Below are 19,113 nucleotides of genomic sequence, written 5' to 3'. Positions count from 1 at the left end.
GCCCACTTCCGGATGAAAAAACCCGGCAGATTTGCCGGGCTTGCATTAATCGAATAGCGTCAGCGATTACTGCTGCGCTTCACGTTCGGCGATAAACGCCAGCGCCTTATCAATCCGCGCCAGCGAACGCTGCTGACCGACAGCCTGTACCGTCACATCCACGCCGGGAGACTGCCCTGCGCCGGTTACGGCCACACGCAGCGGCATACCGACCTTACCCATACCCTGGCCCAATTCATCGGCGGTTCCCTGAATCGCCTGATGAATGTTTTCAGCCGTCCAGTCGGTGATGGCCGCCAGCTTGGCGCGCACCAGCTCCAGCGGCTGACGGGCCACCGGACGCAGGTGCTTCTTCGCCGCATCGGCATCAAACTGTTCAAAGTCTTCATAGAAATAACGGCAGGAAGCCGCGATCTCTTTCAGGGTTTTGCAGCGCTCGCCCAGCAGGGTAACCAGTTCGCTCAGCTGCGGGCCGGTGCGGGTGTCGATGCCCGCCTGCTCGATATGCCATGACAAATGGGTGGCGACGTATTCCGGCGGCAGGTGATTGATATAGTGATGATTCAACCACTGCAATTTTTCGGTATTGAAGGCGCTCGCCGATTTGCTGACCGCGGCCAGTGAAAACAGATTTTTCATCTCTTCCACCGAGAAAATTTCCTGATCGCCGTACGACCACCCTAAACGCACCAGATAGTTCAGCAGCGCTTCCGGCAAATAGCCATCATCGCGATACTGCATCACCCCCACGGCGCCATGCCGTTTGGAAAGCTTCTTGCCGTCATCACCCAGAATCATCGATACGTGGGCATATTCCGGCACCGGCGCGCCCAACGCCTTCAAGATATTAATCTGGCGCGGCGTATTGTTGATATGGTCTTCACCACGGATCACATGGGTAATTTCCATGTCCCAGTCGTCGATCACCACGCAGAAGTTATAGGTCGGCGAACCGTCGGTACGGCGGATGATCAGATCGTCAAGCTCCTGGTTGCTGAACTCAATCGGACCGCGAATGCTGTCGTTAAAGATCACCGAGCCTTGCTGCGGATTCAGAAAACGAACTACGTGAGGCTCGCCATCGGCGTGCTGGTGATGGGAATCACGGCAGTGGCCGTCATAACGCGGCTTCTCGCCGTTCGCCATCTGCTTTTCGCGCAGCGCTTCCAGACGTTCTTTCGAGCAATAACATCTATAGGCCGTGCCGTCTTCCAGCATCTGGTCAATTACCGCGTTATAACGGTCAAAGCGCTTGGTCTGGTAATACGGACCTTCATCCCAGTCAAGATTCAGCCAGTTCATGCCATCCATAATGGCGTCGATCGCGTCCTGAGTGGAACGCTCCAGGTCGGTATCTTCAATACGCAAAACGAACTCGCCGCCATGATGACGGGCAAATAGCCAGGAATAGAGTGCGGTACGGGCGCCGCCTACATGAAGATAGCCAGTTGGACTGGGCGCGAAACGGGTTTTAATTTTCATTTGGGATTACAGCCTTTTTACGCGACGGCAGTCGGCAGATGCCGACATGAGTTCAGATAACAAAAGTGGACAACATTCTATCATTCTGCCCCGATTCCTCAACGCCGTAACGTATCACTACAGGGCTTATTCCCCGTTAAAATCAAGAACAGGACATCATCGGCGGCCAGAAATAAGGCGTCCTGACTAATTTTACAACGAACAACCATTTTGCTTTTAAAAAGCGTTGACTCACTTTCAACTATCCCTATAATGCGACTCCACACAGCGAGGGTGATTAGCTCAGCTGGGAGAGCACCTCCCTTACAAGGAGGGGGTCGGCGGTTCGATCCCGTCATCACCCACCACTCTATTAGAGTGACGCGCCGTGTAAAGTAAGAAGAATTGAGATTGGGTGATTAGCTCAGCTGGGAGAGCACCTCCCTTACAAGGAGGGGGTCGGCGGTTCGATCCCGTCATCACCCACCAATCTCATACCAGCTATCTTCTTATTGAAAATGAAGTACGGAAGTGGGTGATTAGCTCAGCTGGGAGAGCACCTCCCTTACAAGGAGGGGGTCGGCGGTTCGATCCCGTCATCACCCACCACTTCTGCGGGTCGTTAGCTCAGTTGGTAGAGCAGTTGACTTTTAATCAATTGGTCGCAGGTTCGAATCCTGCACGACCCACCAATATCCGCAAAGTTTTCCCCTTATGCAATACTTCATCTTCTGCAATAACCTCATCTTGATTTGTATATTGCGCCTGGCGTGCCGTTCTCTTCTCTTGCACAGCAGGTGCTGAGATTGCTTTTTCAACGCCGCTGGCACATACTTTGCGCATACCCTTGCGCAGAGGATACCACGTGATGAAAACCGCAATAGCCTCCCGCCATGGAACCAAAAGAAGCACCAATGTATATCTGACAGCTTCATTGGTTGAAGCGGCCCGCAGCATGGACATAAACCTGTCGGCAACGCTGGATCAGCTTCTGGCACAGGCAATAGAGGCCCGAAAAAACGATCGGGAAAAAGAAAAGCAGGATATGCAGGCCATAAATATGTTTATGGAAAAGGCCGGAATGCTCACGGATGATGACTTTTTCGGCGGCATTTAATGTCACAGTTTGATATCTACCGCAATCCATCGGCAAAATCAAACCAGCTATGGCCCTATTATCTGGTCATCCAGCACAATTATTTCGATGATTTATCGACAAGATTGATTGTTCCCCTGGTTTCAAAGCATAACCTCACCCTGAATCAAAAAAGAATAACCCCTATCGTGAATGTTAATGGTGGAGACTATTACCTATTTACTCCCGCGATGACATTTCTCGAAGCTAGAAAAATTCATAAAATAGATTTTGTATGTAGTGCCATTTCATCCCAGGGTGAAATTCTTTCGGCTTTTGATGCCATATTCACCAACACCTGAACGGCGTCAGCTGATTCATAGCAAGCTCGCCGCCGCCCGTGGCCATACTGCATACGGTCGTTACCCGATATTCTCTCATCGCGCCTAATGATTGATTTTGTCCGTTTCAATAAAAAACGCCCTGATAAGAGCGTTTTTTATGGGTTTTATACGGCGAATGATTTATCCGCGATAACGCTCAAATTTCCCAGTCATGGTTATAGCGCTTGGGTTTGAACTGGATAACATCCCCTTTTTGCAAGCCATGCAAACTGAGATCGTCTTTCGCCACTTCAGCTTCTATTAGCTCCTGTTGATTGCCAATCTTCAATGACAGACGGGTCAACGCGCCCAGTGGACGGATATCACGTACGATGACCGGCTGATAGCCATCCTGCGCCTCAACGGACAAAGCCACTTCATGGGGACGGAACAGGATGGTTTCGTCAGTCTGTTCAATCTTCAGCAGGTTGCTGTCCCCCAGGAAGTGATAAACAAATTCACTGGCCGGGTGATTATAAACTTCATCAGGCGAACCAATCTGTTCAATGACGCCTTTATTCATCAGTACGATACGATCGGCGACTTCCATCGCCTCTTCCTGATCGTGCGTAACAAACACCGACGTCAGATTGATATCCTCATGCAGGCGGGATAGCCAGCGACGCAGCTCCTTGCGCACTTTGGCATCCAGCGCGCCGAAGGGTTCGTCCAGCAACAGAATGCTGGGCTCGACAATCAGCGCCCTGGCAAGGGCGATACGCTGACGCTGGCCGCCGGACAATTGCTCGGGATAGCGGTCCGCCAGCCACTCCAGTTGCACCAGGCGGAGCAGTTCATGGACTTTTTTCTCAATATCGCGTTTCGACGGGCGGATGCTTTTCGGCTTCATCCGCAGCCCAAACGCTACGTTGTCGAACACCGTCATGTGGCGGAACAAGGCGTAATGCTGGAACACAAACCCCACGTTGCGCTTGCGCACGTCGTGAACGGACACGTCCTCGCCATGAAAAATAATGTTGCCGCTATCCGGCTGTTCCAGACCGGCGATAATACGTAATAATGTGGTTTTACCGCATCCGGACGGCCCCAGCAGCGCCACCAGTTCGCCGCTCTGAATGGCCAGGTTGATTTGATTCAGAGCCTGGAACTGACCAAATTGTTTATTAATATTGCGGATCTCAATGCTCATTTTTGGTCAACTCCTGTTGTTTCTCTAGTTGCTTCGTCAAACGGCTTTCACTCCACTGGCGCAGCAGAAGCACGACCAGCGACATCACCAACAGCAGTATGGCGACGCTAAAAGCAGCGACGATATTGTATTCGTTGTAAAGAATTTCGATATGCAGCGGCAGCGTGTTGGTCAGCCCGCGGATATGGCCGGAAATAACCGAGACGGCCCCGAATTCCCCCATCGCCCTGGCGGTACACAGCACTACGCCATAAATCAGCGCCCACTTCACGTTAGGCAGCGTGATATGCCAGAACATCTGCCAGCCGTTGGCGCCCAGCAGCCTAGCGGCCTCTTCTTCCTGCGACCCCTGCTGCTCCATCAACGGGATCAGTTCGCGGGCCACGTACGGCAGCGTGACGAAAATCGTCGCCAGCACAATCCCCGGCACCGCATAAACGACTTCCAGATTATGGGCGGTCAGAAACGGATACAGCTTACTTTGCGCCCCAAACAGCAGGACATAGACCAAACCGGCGACCACCGGCGAGACGGAGAAAGGCAAATCGATTAACGCCAGCAGAAAACTTTTGCCGCGGAATTCGAATTTCGTCACGCTCCAGGCGGTGGCAAGGCCGAAGAGGACGTTGAGCGGCACGGAAATCACCGTGGCCAGCAGCGTCAGCTTCAGCGCGGAGACCGCATCGGGTTCGGTAATGGCATCCCAGAATGCGGCGACGCCTCTATCCAACCCCTGCGTCACCACCATAAACAGCGGCAAAACCAGAATCAGGAAAAAGACGATCCACGCCAGCGAAACCAAAATATAGTAGGTCGCCGGGTGCTTTTTGGATTTCGTTGCACGGGGCTGAGCGGAAATAACTTGATCCATCACGACATGCCTTACAGTTTCGGTTGGATGCGGCGCTGCAATAAATTAATCAACAGCAACATAATGAAAGAAACCAGCAGCATAAACACGCCAATCCCGGTCGCGCCTTTGTAGTCATACTGGTCGAGCTTCGAGACGATCAGCAGAGGCAGAATTTCGGTTTTAAAAGGAATATTCCCCGCGATAAACACCACTGAACCGTACTCCCCCACGCCGCGGGCAAACGCCAGGGCAAAGCCGGTCAGCCAGGCGGGAAGCAAGGTGGGAATCAACACATGGCGGAATACCTGCAGCGGACGCGCGCCAAGACAGGCCGCGGCTTCCTCGATTTCCTTCGGAATATCGGCAAGAACGGGCTGCAATGTCCTGACGACAAAAGGCAGGGTGACAAAAATCAACGCCAGCGTGATGCCGATGCCGGTGTAGGCGATTTTAAACGGAAACAGCGAGCCAATCAGGCCGTTCGGCGCGTATAGGGCCGTCAACGCAATCCCCGCGACCGCCGTCGGCAGCGCGAACGGCATATCGATCATCGCGTCAATGACCTTGCGGCCGGGAAAAGTGTAACGAACCAACACCCACGCCAGCAGCGTTCCCAAAATACCATTGATAAATGCAGCGGCCAGCGCCGTGCCAAAAGAGAGCTGGAGCGAGAAAAGTACCTGCCGACTGGTAATGAGCTCCCAGAATTGTGCCAGGGTCAGTTGGCTGGCGTAAAGAAACATACCGGCCAAAGGGATGAGTACTATCAACCCTAAATAACTCAGGCTGAAGCCCAAAGTTAATCCGAAACCGGGAATTACCGAGGAGGAACGTTGTGACATACTGTGCCTTTAAATAGTCATGCTCAGAGATCCAGGCGAATCAAATAATTGCCGACGAGATAAAGCCGCTGCATAGACAGCGGCCTGAAAAAGTAACAGAAAGACTGTTGATTATTTATTGATCTCTTGGAATATTTTGTCAAATACCGCGCCATCTTTGAAGAACGTATCCTGCGCAGCTTTCCAGCCGCCGAAGTCTCCGTCAATCGTTACCAGCTTCACCGAGGCGAACTGATCTTTAAATTCTTCGGCAATCTTTTCATTGCGCGGACGGTAGAAGTTTTTACCGATAATCCGTTGCGCCTCGTCGCTGTAGAGGTATTGCAGATAGGCTTCCGCCTGCTTGCGCGTTCCTTTACGCTCCACTACCTTGTCAACCACCGCCACCGGAGGTTCGGCCAGAATAGACAGCGACGGAGTAACGATTTCCAGCTGATCGCCGCCCTGCTCTTTCAAAGAGAGGTAGGCTTCGTTTTCCCAGGCCAGCAGCACATCGCCCAGTTGGCGCTGCACAAAGCTGATCGTTGAGCCGCGCGCGCCGGTATCCAGCACTGGGGCATTGCGATACAGATCGGTGACAAACTTCAGCGCCGTTTCATCGTTACCGCCGGGCTGAGCCTTGGCATACGCCCAGGCGGCCAGGAAGTTCCAGCGGGCGCCGCCGGAGGTTTTCGGATTTGGCGTAATTACTTCGACGCCCGGTTTAACCAGGTCGTTCCAGTCTTTAATCTGCTTCGGATTGCCTTTTCTCACCAGAAAAACGATGGTGGAGGTATAAGGCGTACTATTGTCGGGCAAGCGCGCCTGCCACTTCGGATCGATAATTTGCTGATTCAGATTAAGCGCATCGATATCCCCGGCCAGCGCCAGCGTCACAACATCGGCCTGCAGGCCGTCAATCACCGAACGCGCCTGCTTGCCGGAGCCGCCGTGGGAATTTTTGATGGTGATATCTTCACCCGCGGTCTCTTTCCAATGCTTGATAAAAGCGGCGTTATATTGTTGATACAGTTCGCGGGTCGGATCGTAAGATACGTTCAATAGCTCGGTCGCTGCGGAAGCAACGCCGGAAAACAACAGCGCTGCCGTAGCAACAGATAGCCCCAGACGACGTATTGACATTATTATCACTCCCTAAAATTTGACAGTATTTATTCCCGCCCGGAACGCTATAGCGCCCAGGATAACGGGTTAATGCGTTATCATTTCCGACAGTTAGATTCAAAAAATAACGATGAATGCGACTGATTGGCGCGGCGTACGCTCAGGTATCAGACCGACGGCACGAAAGTGACAATAGAGGATATGGGAAAGTGGCAAAAATACTGTTTCGCGATAATTTATACTATCGCGTTATATTGTTAACCGATATGAAATAGTTTTCAATCTAAGTAAATGATATTCGCCGGAACGACATTTTTGCGGCCGTGTTGCAATAGCTATTTTTCCTCATCCAGTTGCAGGGCGACATACAACAGCAGACGATCGTCGAAATTCCCCAGATCCAGTCCGGTGAGCTCAGAGATGCGGTTAAGACGGTACTCCAGCGTGTTGCGATGGATAAACAGCGACTTTGCCGTTGCTCCGGGCTGCACATTATTGCGGAACCAGGCATGCAGCGTCCGACGCAACAGGCCGTTACCATCCATGGCCTTAAGCTTCGCCAACGGACGCACCAGTTCATTCGCCTGCCAGCCTCCGCGCAGGCTGTCCAGCAATACCGGCAGCATCAGATCCTGATAATAGTAACAGCGCTGCGCGGGCATCCGCTGCTTGCCGACGCTCATGGTGGTGCGGGCGGTGCGATAAGAGCGGGCAATGCTGCCGGGGCCGGTAAAATAATTTCCCAGCGCCAGCCGCACCCGCAGGCGGCTGCTCTCCGTCATGCGCGACAGCAGGCCATCCACGCGGCGGCGATGCTCCTCCGCATCCCAGCGGCCGTGGCTGTTTAACGCCGGCTTCAATACCACCATTTCCGTCAGGGAAACAATGGCGATCAGATTGTTGCGCTCCGGCGTGGTCAGCAGCGTCTGCAGTTGCTGTAGCTCCGCCATCGCGCTGTCTACGCCAAGCTGTCCGCTATCAACCTCAACCACGGCCACGACGCGCGGCTGATTAACATCAATGCCCAAACGCTGCGCCCACTCCATCAGCGCGGGAGAGAGATCGTCAGTACGAATCAGATTAAGCACCAGCTCTTCGCGCAGACGGCTATCCTGCGCCAGCATATGCAGCAGCCTCGCCTGCTCAAGCATCATTTCCGCCGTCATGCACACCAGTTCGCCGTACTGACGCAACTGTCCGGGGTTGCCGGTCAGACCGATCACCCCGACGATTTCACCGTCAATATGCAGCGGCAGGTTGATGCCGGGACGCACGCCGTGCAGATGGCGCGCCACCGCCTCGTCAATATCGACCACCCTTCCCTGCGAAAGCACCAGCAGCGCGCCCTCATGCAATTCCCCCAACCGCTCCTGATCGCCACTGCCGATAATCTTACCGCGGGCATCCATCACGTTGATATTGCTATCAATAATCTGCATGGTCCGCGCGACGATATCCTGTGCCATTTTGGCATTAAGATGGTACGACGCCATTTCTACCTCTGAGCGGGAACATTGACAATTGCACCAGCATAGCGGCGAGTCCTGCGCCGTACATTGTGCAAATGAACAAAGAACGGGGGATTGAGTTGAAACTGTGGAAGATCTCACAAAATTCGGGCGGAACTGTGGAGGGATAGCCGGGTGCGCGCCACCCGGCTTTGACGGAACGGGATTATTGGGAGAGCAGATAAATATTGCTGTCACCGCGACGGACATGCAGCGCCAGCACCGCGGGCTTCCTTTCCAGGATCTTGCGCAGTTCGCCAAGATTCCGTATCGGCTGCTGGTTCACCCCAAGGATGAGGTCATCCTTTTTCAAGCCAATGCGCGCCGCCGCGGAATCCGCTTTGACGTTATCGACTTTGACGCCCTTTTGGCCATCCACCTGGATATTGCTTAATTCGGCGCCTTCGATACCGGAATAGAGGTTGCCGGACGCCACCTGCGCCTGACTGCCTTGCCGCAATGTCACATTCACCGTTAGCGGTTTGCCGTCGCGCAGCAGCCCCAGCGACACCTTGCTGCCCACCGGCAACGACCCCACCTGCGCCCGCAATGCCGCAAAACTGCCGATCGCTTTACCGTTCAGCGTCACAATCACGTCGCCGGCTTTAATGCCCGCCTCGGCCGCGGCCGATTTCGGCTGCACCTGGCTGACAAAAGCGCCGCGCTGCGCGTCCACCTTCATCGCCTGCGCCAGTTCCGAATTCAGTTCGGTGCCGGTAATGCCCAGCTCGCCGCGTTTTACCTCGCCGAACTCGACGATCTGCGCCACCAGGCTTTTCACCATATTACTGGGAATGGCGAAACCGATGCCGATATTGCCGCCGTCAGGAGCCAGGATCGCGGTATTTAAACCGATCAGCTCGCCATTCAGGTTAACCAGCGCGCCGCCGGAGTTTCCACGGTTGATGGCCGCGTCGGTCTGAATAAAGTTTTCATAGTTTTCAATATTCAATCCGCTGCGCCCCAGCGCCGAGATAATCCCGGAGGTTGCCGTCTCCCCCAGCCCGTACGGGTTGCCGATGGCGACGGTGTAATCGCCGACGCGCAACTGGTCGGAATCGGCCAGGCGGATGGCCGTCAGGTTGTTGAAATTTTGCAGTTGCACCAGCGCCACGTCGGAACGGGGATCTTTACCGATCACTTTGGCGTCATATTTACGGCCGTCGTTGAGACGCACCTGAATTTTATCGGCGTTATCCACCACATGGTTATTGGTGACCACGTAGCCTTTTTCGGCATTGATGACCACCCCGGCGCCCAGCGCCTGAAAATCCTGCTGGCGGGAAGGCTGCCCCTCGCCGTCGCTCTCCCCGTCCTGACAAATGGGAGATTGCTGAAACGGCGAGCCGTCCTGACAGAACGGCGAGTCTTCGCCAAAGAAAGGCTGTAGCTGCTGAGGGATGCTCTCTTTGCTAACGTTAGTGTGCCCTTCCACATAGATACTGACGACCGAAGGCATGACCTTTTCCAGCATCGGCGCCAGGCTGGGAAGTGCGCTCGGTGAGGATGAGGAGGAAACCGTCTCTGCCGCATACGCTCCGATCGGCCCCATCGCCATCGCCAGGCTTAACGTCAGCGCGCTTAGAACTAATGATTTTCTTTTCATGGGGAATATATCTCATAGTAACAATGGGCAAGTTTCACGGCCTTTATGCACAGGTCGTGCTGGGTGAGATAAATATGAACCAACAAAGTTCATCAATGGAAGATGATGAAGCGTAAGAAAATATTGTCGCTATTTACAAAAGTGATTATTCCGCGGCCATCAGCCGGCGGTATTCATCATAGGCATACAGATCGGTCATACCGCTAATGTAATCCTGAATTAACCGGGCGCGATAATAGTACTCGCGAATCTCCTGCTCGGCGGAAGATAAGCGTTGCAGGTTCTCCACCGCTTCCCGATACGCCAAGCAATGTTTGCTGGATAATTTATGATACAGGCGCGTTTCGATAGGATAGCGTTTATGCGTCCCTTCTGTTACCAGTCGGCTGAAGTCCTGATACGTCATATCCAGCAGCGGACTATAAATATCCAGTAGCCCGCGGATAACCCGGTAGCCCTGAAGCTCCAGTTGCTCAACCTCGTGATGATTGAATACGTGCTTCAAAGCGACATTTTTAAATATTTTCAATAACCGGTTCTGCGCGCTTTCATCTTCCAGCAGCGCCTGATTAAACGCTCCGCTATAGATTTCGGGCAGGTTATCAATAAAGCGCTGCGAAGCATGCGGCACCAGTCTGGCCACGGTATTTACGCGAATATTCATAAAGAATTGATCGCTGGTGCTGCGCCAGGGATGACGATTTTGGTTTTCGAAAGCGCGGCCGACGGTCTTGCTGAATAGATCTCCCGGCAGCGCCTCGCCCCAGCTCTGATGTAAACGGTCGTATAACTGTTCGACGGTGAGGATATCTTTCTCTACCGCATCTTCCAGATCGGCAATGCAGTAAGAAATATCGTCCGCCGCTTCCATAATGTAGGTAAGCGGATGGCGATGAAACTCCCCCATCGATAACGCGTCGCGCAGCGTGGTGACGAACTCCTCCTCGGCCAGGTAGTAGCCGGGTTTTTTCATCAGGTAGTCGTACTGCGCGGGTACGGCTCCGCGCCAGTAGGCGGGCCGGGTGTATTTCAGGATGCAGCCGACCTGTCCGTAGGTCAGGTTCAGCTTAAGCAGGGTGTGCACCAGACGAATGCCCTGCGCATTTCCTTCAAAGTAGCTCAGATCCTGACGGATGCGGCTGCGCAGTTCGTCCAGCCCATCGTCGCGCAGGCGCAGCGCCTCAACGCGGCACCGATCCTGGCGTCCATCGCCCTCGCCCTGATAGGCGACGTCCAGTAACGACCCGAACCAGTTGTTAATCGCCGACTCGCCGAAATGACCAAAGGGGGGATTGCCGATGTCATGCATCAGGCAGGCCATTTCCACCATGCTTTCGAACGGGGTTTGCCACTGGGCCAGTCCCAGTTCCTCCAGACGATTATCCCGTCGCAGGCGCTCCAGGATATCTTTGGCGATATACCGCCCCACCTGCTGCACTTCCAGGGAGTGGGTCAGGCGCGAACGCACCGCGGCGTTACGTTCCAGCGGGAAAACCTGGGTTTTTTGCTGCAGGCGGCGAATGGCGGCCGAATTGATGATGCGTCCGCGATCGCTTTCAAACTGGCGCACAATCGAATAGTCATCCTCCGCGCTAATCGGCTGGCTAAGAGGACGCTGAAAGCTCATCTTTTTGGCGAAATCGATACCGGACATAGGATCCTCCATTGAGTGCCGCTGCATAACCGTCTCCATTTAACCCCGTAAGCCATGATAGACTAGCCGACGCTATACTCATGCTATTTATCACAAAATTTGTGGGGAACCCTATGAAAGTCGGCATTATCGGAGCTATGGAACAAGAAGTTACCCTGCTTCGCGATCGGATAGAAAACCGTCAGACCATACAACGCGCCGGCTGCGAAATCTACAGCGGCCGGTTAAACGGCGTCGACGTCGCGTTATTGAAGTCCGGTATCGGTAAAGTCTCCGCGGCGCTGGGAACCACGTTATTGCTGGAGCACTGCCGGCCGGACGTGGTGATTAACACCGGCTCGGCCGGCGGGCTGGCCGCGACGCTGAAAGTCGGCGATATTGTGATTTCCGACGAGGTGCGCTATCACGACGCCGACGTCACCGCCTTTGGCTATGAACCGGGTCAGATGGCGGGCTGCCCAGCGGCGTTTATCGCCGACGAGGGGTTGATTACGCTGGCGCAGGACGCCATTGCCACTCTTCGGCTGCATGCGGTGCGCGGCCTGGTGGTCAGCGGCGATGCGTTTATCAACGGCGCGGAACCCCTGGCGCGCATCCGCCGCACCTTTCCTCAGGCGATAGCGGTAGAGATGGAGGCGACGGCCATTGCCCACGTCTGCCACCAGTTCGCCGTGCCTTTCGTTATCGTGCGCGCCATTTCCGACGTCGCCGACCAGGAATCCCACCTCAGCTTTGATGAGTTTCTGACGGTTGCCGCCGAGCAATCCACTCGCATGGTGGAAACCATGTTGCAGGCGTTGGCCGAGCGCCGCTAACCATGCGCGTCCTCCGTCGCCTGATCGGGCTTCTGCTGCTTTCGCTGGCCGTCGCGGCCCACGCGACGCCGCAGCGGGTGATAAGCTTGGCGCCGCACGCCACCGAACTGGCGTACGCCGCCGGGATGGGGGCACAGTTGGCGGCGGTCAGCAGTTGGTCCGACTATCCTCCGCAGGCGCGGAAGCTGGAGCAGGTGGCTTCCTGGCAGGGCATTAACCTTGAGCGGATCCTGGCGTTAAAGCCCGATCTTATTCTGGCCTGGCGCGAAGGCAACCCGCAGAGGCCGCTGGAACAGTTGACCCATTTCGGCATTCCCGTGGTTTATCTGGACCCCAAAACCCTTGACGATATTCCCGGCGCATTGATAACCCTGGCGCCGTACAGTGCGCATCCCGAACAGGCGCGGCAGAGCGCCGCCGCCCTGCGCCGGCAAATCGCGCAGTTGCGGCAGCGCTATGCCAGCAATAAGCCCCGGCGGGTTTTTATCCAGTTTGGTTCCCAGCCGCTGTTCACCTCGGCGCAAGGCACCTTGCAGAGTCAGGTTGTCTCACTGTGCGGCGCGCGGAATATTTTCGGCGACAGCCCGGCGCCGTGGCCGCAGGTCAGCCGTGAACAGGTGCTGACGCGCAAACCGCAGGTGATTATTATCAGCGCGTCCCCCGCCGCCATCGCCAATACGCGGCAATTCTGGCAGCCGCAGTTATCCGTGCCGGTTATTGCGGTCAATGAAGATTGGTTTAACCGCAGCGGGCCGCGTTTATTACTGGCGGCGCAGCAAATTTGCCGGCAGTTGGCCGAATTGAAAAACGGCGATTAGCCGCCGGTCCGTCCGATTGCGGTTAAGCGGTTAATCCCGCAAAGCGGCGAGGTAACGCCAGAAGGCAAAAACCCGCGCGGTCTGAGCGACGGCGCGGGCCTTATGATTTTTTTCAGGCGATCAGATACTGAAAGAGGAACCGCAGCCGCAGGTGGTTTTGGCGTTGGGGTTGGTGACGATAAAACGCGAACCTTCCAGACCTTCGGTATAATCGACCGAGCCGCCCACCAGATATTGCAGGCTCATCGGGTCGACCACCAGGGCCACGCCCTCCTTCTCGATGGTCATATCGCCTTCGTTGATTTGATCGTCAAACGTAAAGCCGTACTGGAAACCGCTACAGCCGCCCCCGGTAATATAAACCCGCAGCTTCAGCTCGGGATTTTCTTCATCGGCAATCAGGTTCTTCACCTTGTTCGCCGCCGCATCGGTAAATTGCAGCGGCAGTGCTATATCGTCGCTCATAATATTTTCTACTCCCAACTCAGGGCCATCAGATGATACGCCCTAATCATACGCCTATTATCCAGCAGTAGGTTAAAACGTTCAAGATTTGACGTCGATCGACGAATTAATCGCGCCATTATGCAACCAGCGCGCCCGTTGCGTCAGTACCCTGCGCTGACCTTTTCAAATATGAAATCCGCACAACGATTTCACAACCGCGCCCAGTTTATTAGAATGGCGCTATTTTCCACGCTACACGCAAGGTCAGGATCCGCTTAATGAACAAATCAGAAAGTCTGTACGCCGCGGCGCAGCAACTTATTCCGGGCGGGGTGAACTCGCCGGTTCGGGCGTTTAACGGCGTGGGCGGCGTTCCCCTGTTTATCGAACGGGCCGACGGCGCCTATCTTTACGATGTCGACGGCAAATCCTATATCGATTACGTCGGCTCCTGGGGGCCGATGGTGCTGGGACATAACCATCCTGCCATTCGTCAGGCGGTGATTGACGCCGCCGAGCGCGGGCTGAGCTTTGGCGCCCCGACGGAAATGGAAGTGCGCATGGCGCGTCTGGTGACCTCGCTGGTGCCGACCATCGACATGGTGCGCATGGTCAACTCCGGCACCGAAGCGACCATGAGCGCCATCCGTCTGGCGCGGGGATTTACCGGACGCGACAAAATCATCAAATTCGAAGGCTGTTACCACGGACATGCCGACTGCCTGCTGGTGAAAGCCGGTTCCGGCGCGCTGACGCTGGGGCAGCCCAATTCGCCGGGCGTACCGGCGGATTTCGCCCGCCATACCCTGACCTGCACCTATAACGATCTGGCTTCCGTACGCGCCGCCTTTGAACAATATCCGCAGGATATCGCCACGGTTATCGTCGAACCCGTGGCCGGAAATATGAACTGCGTGCCGCCGCTGCCGGATTTTCTGCCGGGGCTGCGCGCGCTGTGCGACGAATTCGACGCGCTGCTGATTATCGACGAGGTGATGACCGGTTTTCGCGTCGCGCTGGCCGGCGCGCAGGCGCACTACGGGGTGACGCCGGATTTGACCTGTCTGGGGAAAATCATCGGCGGCGGCATGCCGGTGGGCGCCTTTGGCGGCCGGCGCGAAGTGATGCAGGCGCTGGCCCCCACCGGGCCGGTTTATCAGGCGGGAACACTGTCCGGCAACCCGATAGCCATGGCGGCGGGTTTCGCCTGCCTGAGCGAAGTCGCCAAACCCGGCGTGCATCAAAAACTGACCGCACTGACGGAACAGCTGGCGGCGGGTTTGTCCGCGGCGGCGCAGGCGGAGAATATTCCGCTGGTGGTCAATCAGGCCGGCGGGATGTTCGGGCTATTCTTCACCGATGCCGAGCGCGTCACCTGCTATCAGGAGGTGATGACCAGCGACGTAGAGCGTTTCAAACGCTTCTTCCATCTGATGCTGGAGGAAGGGATCTACCTGGCGCCCTCCGCGTTTGAAGCCGGATTTATGTCGCTGGCCCACAGCCCGCAGGATATTGAACGCACGATAGAAGCCGCGCGCCGCTCTTTCGCACGGCTGTAATAAATAGCCCGTAAAGCCCCACCCCGTGGGGCTTTACCGGGCCTGCCGGCGCAGCAGATAAACGAAATAGGGCGCGCCGATAAAGGTCGCCAGCAGCCCTGCCGGAATCTGGTTCGGGAACAGCAACATTCTCCCGCACCAGTCGGCCGACACCATCAGCCCCCCGCCAAGCAGCGCGGAAGCGCAGATCTGCGGCATGATGCGGCTGAACCCCATCATGCGCGCCAGATGCGGCGCCATCAGTCCCACAAAGCTCATCGGCCCGACGATTAACGTCGCCGTGGCGGTCAGTACCGAGGCCAATAACAGCACCAGCAGACGCACCGGAGTAACCGCCACCCCAAGCGAACGGGCGGTGGCGGCGCCTAGCGGCAAAATACGCAGCCAGCGCTGGCACAGCGGGACTATCAGCAGCAGCAATACGGCGATAACGACGGATCGCACCGCATCCGGCCCTTCCACGTTATAGGTGGACCCGGACAGCCAGGTGAGCACGCTCGCCACGCGCGGATCGCCGCTGGCCAACAGCAGCGTAATCACCGTGCCGAACACCATGCTCAGGGCGATACCGGCCAGCAGCATGCGCTGGGTGGAAAATCCGCCGCGCCCGGCAATCATCACCATCGCCAGCAGCGCCGCCGCGGCGCCGGCGCTGCCGGCCGGGATCAGCCATGCAAAGGCGTCGCCGGGTACGAAAAACAGCAGTATGATGACGCCGAAGGAGGCGCCGGAGCTGATCCCCAGCACTTCAGGGCTGCCCATCGGGTTGCCGGTCAGTTTCTGTATCAGCGTGCCGGCCACCGCCAGCATCACCCCGGCGGCCAATGACGCCAGGACGCGCGGCCAGCGCCACGGCAATAGCTGCGTCAGTTGATCGCCGCCGCTCCACTGCCAGCCCTGCGCGTTTTTCCCCAGCGTCAGCGCGATTAACGCCACGACGATCAACAGCGCGCCGCCCGCCAGCATCCACCATCCCCACCGGCGCCGTTCCGTCTGCCGTAATCCGCCCGGTTCCATCATCGAAGGCTGCCCGCCGGTGCGCAAACGCGGCAGCAGCCACAGCAGCAGCGGCGCGCCAATCACCGCCGTCGCCGCGCCGGTCGGCACCTCGCGCCATACGTCGCTCAGCCAGATGACGATTTGATCGGTCACGCCCAGCAATAAGGCGCCGAGCAACGGGGCCAGCCACAGTCGATGCAGTAAACGCCTGGCGCCCAGCATTTTGGCCAGCAGCGGAGCAAAAAGGCCGATAAAACCGATAATCCCGGCCGCGTTGACCAACTGCGCGCTGAGGAAAATAGCCAGTCCGAGGGCGCCCAGCCGCGCCAGCGATATGCCCAGCCCCAGATTGCTGGCGACGGCGTCGTCCAGCCCCAGCAGGGTTAACGGACGCAGCAGCAGTAACGCCAGACAGAAACAGATCAGCAGACGAGGAAAGACAAAGCGCACGTTACTCCAGTCCTGCTGATTCAGTACCCCGCTGCTCCACAGAAACATATTCTGTAGCTGGTCGTGGTAAAACAGCGCCAGCAATTGGTTGAGCGCGCCGCAATAAAAGCTCACCACCAGCCCGGCCAGAATCAGCGTAACCGGCGATAGGCGTCTTCCCCAGGCGACGCCGAACACCAGCGCGCCAACCGCCAACGCGCCGATCATCGCCGCTATTTGCTGAATAAACACGCCGCCGGGCAGCGCCGCCAGCGTGGCGGCCGTAATGCCCAACTGCGCCCCGGTGGCGATCCCCAGCGTCGAGGATTCCGCCAGCGGATTACGCAAAACCTGTTGAAACAGCACCCCGCTCAGCCCCAGCCCGGCGCCCACCAGCAGCGCCAGCGCCATGCGCGGCAGCAGGCTATAGTGAAACAGCAGTTGGCGGATATCCTCGGCGGAGGGCTGCCATACCCCCTGCCACCACAGCGCCGCGGGCAGTTGACGCTGCAAATTGTAAGCGCCCAGCGCCAGCGCCGCCGCCAGCAAAAAACCGATCGGCAGAACGGGCGACATGCGTTTTTTAGTTAACGTCACGCCGCGCCTCCAGAGCCTGTTCCAATAGGCGGCAGAAACGCATGGCCGACAGCGTAGCGCCATACAGCCAGGCCGGAGGTATCCGCTGCAAGCGCCGCTGACGCACAAACGACATCGCCTGCCACAGCGGGCTATCCGCCAGTTGCGCCATAACTGCGTCGTCGCCGTGATCGAAGCAGAGGGCGTGGGCGTGTTCAATCTCGGCCAGACGTTCAATGCCGACAATCGTACTGCCCCAGAAACTGGTTTCGCCCCGCCAGGCGTTTTCTATCCCGGCTTCATCCATCACTTCCTGAAACAGGCTGTTTTTGCCGATCACCACCGCGTGGCGCAGGTCCAGCAGGGTAAACAGCAGCAGCGGGCGACGGGTATAAGGCTGTAAACGCGTTTTTGCCTGCTGCATAAATTCGGAGAACTGCCGTAAATGCCGGTTCGCCGCATCGGGTATTCCCAGCGCATCCGCCAGCTTCTCCAGCGAGGGCTTTACCAACGCCAGCGGCTTGCCGGTTCCATCGTTAAAGCCGAACCCCATGGCCGGCGCGATACGGGCGATTTTCTCCGCCGACGGGCCGTAACCTTCGGAATGCAGAATCAGCGAGGGGCGAAGTTCGGCCAGCAGTTCCAGATTCGGTTCGGTACGAAAACCGACATCAATCACCCCCGGCGGCAGTTCAGGTTCCGCCACCCACAGGCGGTAATTATGGATATCCGCGACGCCCATCGGCGCGATCCCCAACGCCATCAGCATTTCAACCTGCCGCCACTCCAACGCCACGATACGCCGCGGATCGGGATAGGCCGCGGCGCGGCCGGCGGCGGAATAGAGAAGCGGGGAAAGCGCCAGCGCGGTCAGCAGGCGACGGCGCCCGATATCGGCGCAGCGGCCGGACGATAATGGATAAGACATAGTCAGCAAACGAAACTTACCGGCGCGCCACCGCCGGGATGAGGCAATATTCCCATGGGAATACCATAAATATTTTCCAGCACCGGACCTTGCATCAGCGCCAGAGGCTCGCCTTGCGCAATCATTTCACCGCCGCGCAGCGCCACCAAATAATCGCAATAACGCGCCGCCATATTGATGTCGTGCAACACGGCGATCACCGTCAACCCCCGCTGCCGGCTCATCCGCTGGATCAACGCCAGCACCTCGACCTGATGCGCGATGTCCAGCGCCGAGGTCGGCTCGTCCAATAACAGGCAACGGCTGTCCTGCGCCACGGTCATCGCCAGCCAGGCCCGCTGCCGTTCCCCGCCGGACAGGCTATCCACCAGACGGTTGGCGAAGGATTTCAATCCTACCAGCCTAATCGCCTCGTCGACCTTTTCCCGGTCGGCGCCGCCGAAACGCCCCAGGGCGCCGTGCCACGGATAGCGCCCGATGGCGACCAGTTCGCGCACGGTCATGCCTTCCGCCGCAGGCAGCTGTTGCGGCAGGTAGGCCACCTGACGGGCAAAGGCTTTACTGTCCCAGCGGTCGAGGGAGCGTTCGCCCAGCCAGACCGAACCGGCGCTGGCCGGCTGGTGGCGGCCAAGAATTTTCAGTAGGGTGGATTTGCCGGAGCCGTTGTGTCCGATCAGACCGCAGACTTTCCCCACGGGAAAAGTCAGGGTCAGCGGGCGCAGCAGCGCGCGGTCGGCAATAGTAAAGCTGACATCGTCCAGCCTGAAGGTGGTATCGGGCAGTGCATGTTGGTTTTGCATAACGTTTTGGATTTCACCGCCAGCCTGGAATCAAGGCGGCTAATGGTTATCAAGCTAAAAGCCAATGATAATAATTATCACAAAGATTGCATGATAGGCGTAACGG

The 19,113-nt window shown here is 56.9% G+C and carries 17 protein-coding genes and 4 tRNA genes; 9 read left to right on the top strand and 12 right to left on the bottom strand.

Annotation, left to right across the window (positions count from 1 at the left end):
• Positions 1-66: 66 nt before the first annotated feature.
• The gene (gltX, locus tag EH206_RS05620; RefSeq protein ID WP_009111822.1) at positions 67-1,482 is read right to left on the bottom strand and encodes a glutamate--tRNA ligase; all 1,416 of its coding nucleotides are present in this window, start codon (positions 1,480-1,482) and stop codon (positions 67-69) included.
• Between the two features lie 271 nt (positions 1,483-1,753).
• On the opposite strand from gltX, the gene EH206_RS05615 reads away from it, so the two are divergent.
• The 6 genes from EH206_RS05615 (at position 1,754) to EH206_RS05590 (ending at position 2,898) form a co-directional block, all read left to right on the top strand.
• Positions 1,754-1,829, top strand: a tRNA-Val gene (locus EH206_RS05615).
• A 45-nt stretch (positions 1,830-1,874) separates the two neighbouring features.
• Positions 1,875-1,950: transfer RNA gene (locus EH206_RS05610), tRNA-Val, on the top strand.
• Positions 1,951-1,994: 44 nt separating this feature from the next.
• Positions 1,995-2,070, top strand: a tRNA-Val gene (locus EH206_RS05605).
• A gap of 7 nt (positions 2,071-2,077) precedes the next feature.
• A tRNA-Lys gene (locus EH206_RS05600) sits at positions 2,078-2,153 on the top strand.
• A gap of 176 nt (positions 2,154-2,329) precedes the next feature.
• Positions 2,330-2,578 carry a type II toxin-antitoxin system CcdA family antitoxin gene (locus EH206_RS05595; RefSeq protein ID WP_009111821.1) on the top strand — a complete coding sequence of 83 codons (249 nt, stop codon included), beginning with the start codon at positions 2,330-2,332 and terminating at the stop codon, positions 2,576-2,578.
• A complete protein-coding gene (locus EH206_RS05590; RefSeq protein ID WP_009111820.1) occupies positions 2,578-2,898 on the top strand; it encodes a CcdB family protein in 321 nt (106 codons plus the stop codon). The genes EH206_RS05595 and EH206_RS05590 overlap by 1 nt, the downstream gene beginning before the upstream one ends.
• Before the next feature lie 178 nt (positions 2,899-3,076).
• Here EH206_RS05590 and EH206_RS05585 read toward each other — a convergent pair whose 3' ends face one another.
• The 7 genes from EH206_RS05585 to dgt form a co-directional block, all read right to left on the bottom strand.
• Entirely contained in the window at positions 3,077-4,069 is a 993-nt protein-coding gene (locus tag EH206_RS05585; RefSeq protein ID WP_009111819.1) for a sulfate/molybdate ABC transporter ATP-binding protein, read from the bottom strand.
• Complete coding sequence (gene cysW / locus EH206_RS05580; RefSeq protein ID WP_009111818.1) at positions 4,059-4,940, bottom strand: sulfate ABC transporter permease subunit CysW; 882 nt, start codon at positions 4,938-4,940, stop codon at positions 4,059-4,061. The genes EH206_RS05585 and cysW overlap by 11 nt, the downstream gene beginning before the upstream one ends.
• 11 nt (positions 4,941-4,951) lie before the next feature.
• Positions 4,952-5,764 (bottom strand): sulfate ABC transporter permease subunit CysT, encoded by an 813-nt coding sequence (gene cysT / locus EH206_RS05575; protein WP_009111817.1) that lies wholly within the window; start codon positions 5,762-5,764, stop codon positions 4,952-4,954.
• A 111-nt stretch (positions 5,765-5,875) separates the two neighbouring features.
• Positions 5,876-6,886, bottom strand: coding sequence for a sulfate ABC transporter substrate-binding protein (locus tag EH206_RS05570; RefSeq protein ID WP_009111816.1), 1,011 nt, complete (start codon positions 6,884-6,886; stop codon positions 5,876-5,878).
• A 317-nt stretch (positions 6,887-7,203) separates the two neighbouring features.
• Positions 7,204-8,361: a CdaR family transcriptional regulator gene (locus tag EH206_RS05565; RefSeq protein ID WP_009111815.1), complete on the bottom strand. Its 1,158-nt coding sequence runs from the start codon at positions 8,359-8,361 to the stop codon at positions 7,204-7,206.
• Between the two features lie 181 nt (positions 8,362-8,542).
• Positions 8,543-9,982, bottom strand: coding sequence for a serine endoprotease DegP (degP, locus tag EH206_RS05560; protein WP_009111814.1), 1,440 nt, complete (start codon positions 9,980-9,982; stop codon positions 8,543-8,545).
• 145 nt (positions 9,983-10,127) lie between these two features.
• Positions 10,128-11,636 carry a dGTPase gene (gene dgt, locus EH206_RS05555; RefSeq protein ID WP_040342951.1) on the bottom strand — a complete coding sequence of 503 codons (1,509 nt, stop codon included), beginning with the start codon at positions 11,634-11,636 and terminating at the stop codon, positions 10,128-10,130.
• A 113-nt stretch (positions 11,637-11,749) separates the two neighbouring features.
• On the opposite strand from dgt, the gene mtnN reads away from it, so the two are divergent.
• Together mtnN and btuF are read left to right on the top strand one after the other, a co-directional pair.
• Positions 11,750-12,451, top strand: a complete 702-nt coding sequence (gene mtnN, locus EH206_RS05550) for a 5'-methylthioadenosine/S-adenosylhomocysteine nucleosidase (protein ID WP_009111812.1) — start codon at positions 11,750-11,752, stop codon at positions 12,449-12,451.
• Between the two features lie 2 nt (positions 12,452-12,453).
• Positions 12,454-13,269, top strand: coding sequence for a vitamin B12 ABC transporter substrate-binding protein BtuF (btuF, locus tag EH206_RS05545; protein ID WP_009111811.1), 816 nt, complete (start codon positions 12,454-12,456; stop codon positions 13,267-13,269).
• 120 nt (positions 13,270-13,389) lie between these two features.
• Here btuF and erpA read toward each other — a convergent pair whose 3' ends face one another.
• A complete protein-coding gene (erpA, locus tag EH206_RS05540) occupies positions 13,390-13,734 on the bottom strand; it encodes an iron-sulfur cluster insertion protein ErpA (RefSeq protein ID WP_009111810.1) in 345 nt (114 codons plus the stop codon).
• A gap of 260 nt (positions 13,735-13,994) precedes the next feature.
• Between erpA and hemL the strand changes: the two genes are divergently transcribed.
• Positions 13,995-15,275 carry a glutamate-1-semialdehyde 2,1-aminomutase gene (hemL, locus tag EH206_RS05535; protein ID WP_009111809.1) on the top strand — a complete coding sequence of 427 codons (1,281 nt, stop codon included), beginning with the start codon at positions 13,995-13,997 and terminating at the stop codon, positions 15,273-15,275.
• Between the two features lie 33 nt (positions 15,276-15,308).
• On the opposite strand, the gene fhuB is transcribed toward hemL, so the two are convergent.
• From fhuB to fhuC, 3 genes are read right to left on the bottom strand one after another with little or no spacing between them, the layout of a single operon-like run.
• Positions 15,309-17,279 (bottom strand): Fe(3+)-hydroxamate ABC transporter permease FhuB, encoded by a 1,971-nt coding sequence (gene fhuB, locus EH206_RS05530; protein WP_040342945.1) that lies wholly within the window; start codon positions 17,277-17,279, stop codon positions 15,309-15,311.
• Between the two features lie 7 nt (positions 17,280-17,286).
• Complete coding sequence (gene fhuD, locus EH206_RS05525; RefSeq protein WP_009111807.1) at positions 17,287-18,207, bottom strand: Fe(3+)-hydroxamate ABC transporter substrate-binding protein FhuD; 921 nt, start codon at positions 18,205-18,207, stop codon at positions 17,287-17,289.
• Between the two features lie 2 nt (positions 18,208-18,209).
• The gene (gene fhuC / locus EH206_RS05520) at positions 18,210-19,007 is read right to left on the bottom strand and encodes a Fe3+-hydroxamate ABC transporter ATP-binding protein FhuC (RefSeq protein WP_009111806.1); all 798 of its coding nucleotides are present in this window, start codon (positions 19,005-19,007) and stop codon (positions 18,210-18,212) included.
• Positions 19,008-19,113: the final 106 nt, after the last annotated feature.

It is taken from the genome of Brenneria nigrifluens DSM 30175 = ATCC 13028 (genome assembly GCF_005484965.1).
GTDB classification, from domain to species: Bacteria; Pseudomonadota; Gammaproteobacteria; order Enterobacterales; family Enterobacteriaceae; genus Brenneria; species Brenneria nigrifluens.
This window is presented reverse-complemented; position numbering and strand designations above follow the sequence as displayed.

Coding starts and splice junctions, on each gene's coding strand:
- EH206_RS05565 (WP_009111815.1), bottom strand. CDS start 8,361: ATGGCGTCGTACCATCTTAATGCCAAAATGGCACAGGATATCGTCGCG.
- dgt (WP_040342951.1), bottom strand. CDS start 11,636: ATGTCCGGTATCGATTTCGCCAAAAAGATGAGCTTTCAGCGTCCTCTT.
- gltX (WP_009111822.1), bottom strand. CDS start 1,482: ATGAAAATTAAAACCCGTTTCGCGCCCAGTCCAACTGGCTATCTTCAT.
- btuF (WP_009111811.1), top strand. CDS start 12,454: ATGCGCGTCCTCCGTCGCCTGATCGGGCTTCTGCTGCTTTCGCTGGCC.
- mtnN (WP_009111812.1), top strand. CDS start 11,750: ATGAAAGTCGGCATTATCGGAGCTATGGAACAAGAAGTTACCCTGCTT.
- fhuC (WP_009111806.1), bottom strand. CDS start 19,007: ATGCAAAACCAACATGCACTGCCCGATACCACCTTCAGGCTGGACGAT.
- erpA (WP_009111810.1), bottom strand. CDS start 13,734: ATGAGCGACGATATAGCACTGCCGCTGCAATTTACCGATGCGGCGGCG.
- hemL (WP_009111809.1), top strand. CDS start 13,995: ATGAACAAATCAGAAAGTCTGTACGCCGCGGCGCAGCAACTTATTCCG.
- degP (WP_009111814.1), bottom strand. CDS start 9,982: ATGAAAAGAAAATCATTAGTTCTAAGCGCGCTGACGTTAAGCCTGGCG.
- EH206_RS05585 (WP_009111819.1), bottom strand. CDS start 4,069: ATGAGCATTGAGATCCGCAATATTAATAAACAATTTGGTCAGTTCCAG.
- fhuB (WP_040342945.1), bottom strand. CDS start 17,279: ATGTCGCCCGTTCTGCCGATCGGTTTTTTGCTGGCGGCGGCGCTGGCG.
- EH206_RS05595 (WP_009111821.1), top strand. CDS start 2,330: ATGAAAACCGCAATAGCCTCCCGCCATGGAACCAAAAGAAGCACCAAT.
- cysT (WP_009111817.1), bottom strand. CDS start 5,764: ATGTCACAACGTTCCTCCTCGGTAATTCCCGGTTTCGGATTAACTTTG.
- EH206_RS05590 (WP_009111820.1), top strand. CDS start 2,578: ATGTCACAGTTTGATATCTACCGCAATCCATCGGCAAAATCAAACCAG.
- cysW (WP_009111818.1), bottom strand. CDS start 4,940: ATGGATCAAGTTATTTCCGCTCAGCCCCGTGCAACGAAATCCAAAAAG.
- fhuD (WP_009111807.1), bottom strand. CDS start 18,207: ATGTCTTATCCATTATCGTCCGGCCGCTGCGCCGATATCGGGCGCCGT.
- EH206_RS05570 (WP_009111816.1), bottom strand. CDS start 6,886: ATGTCAATACGTCGTCTGGGGCTATCTGTTGCTACGGCAGCGCTGTTG.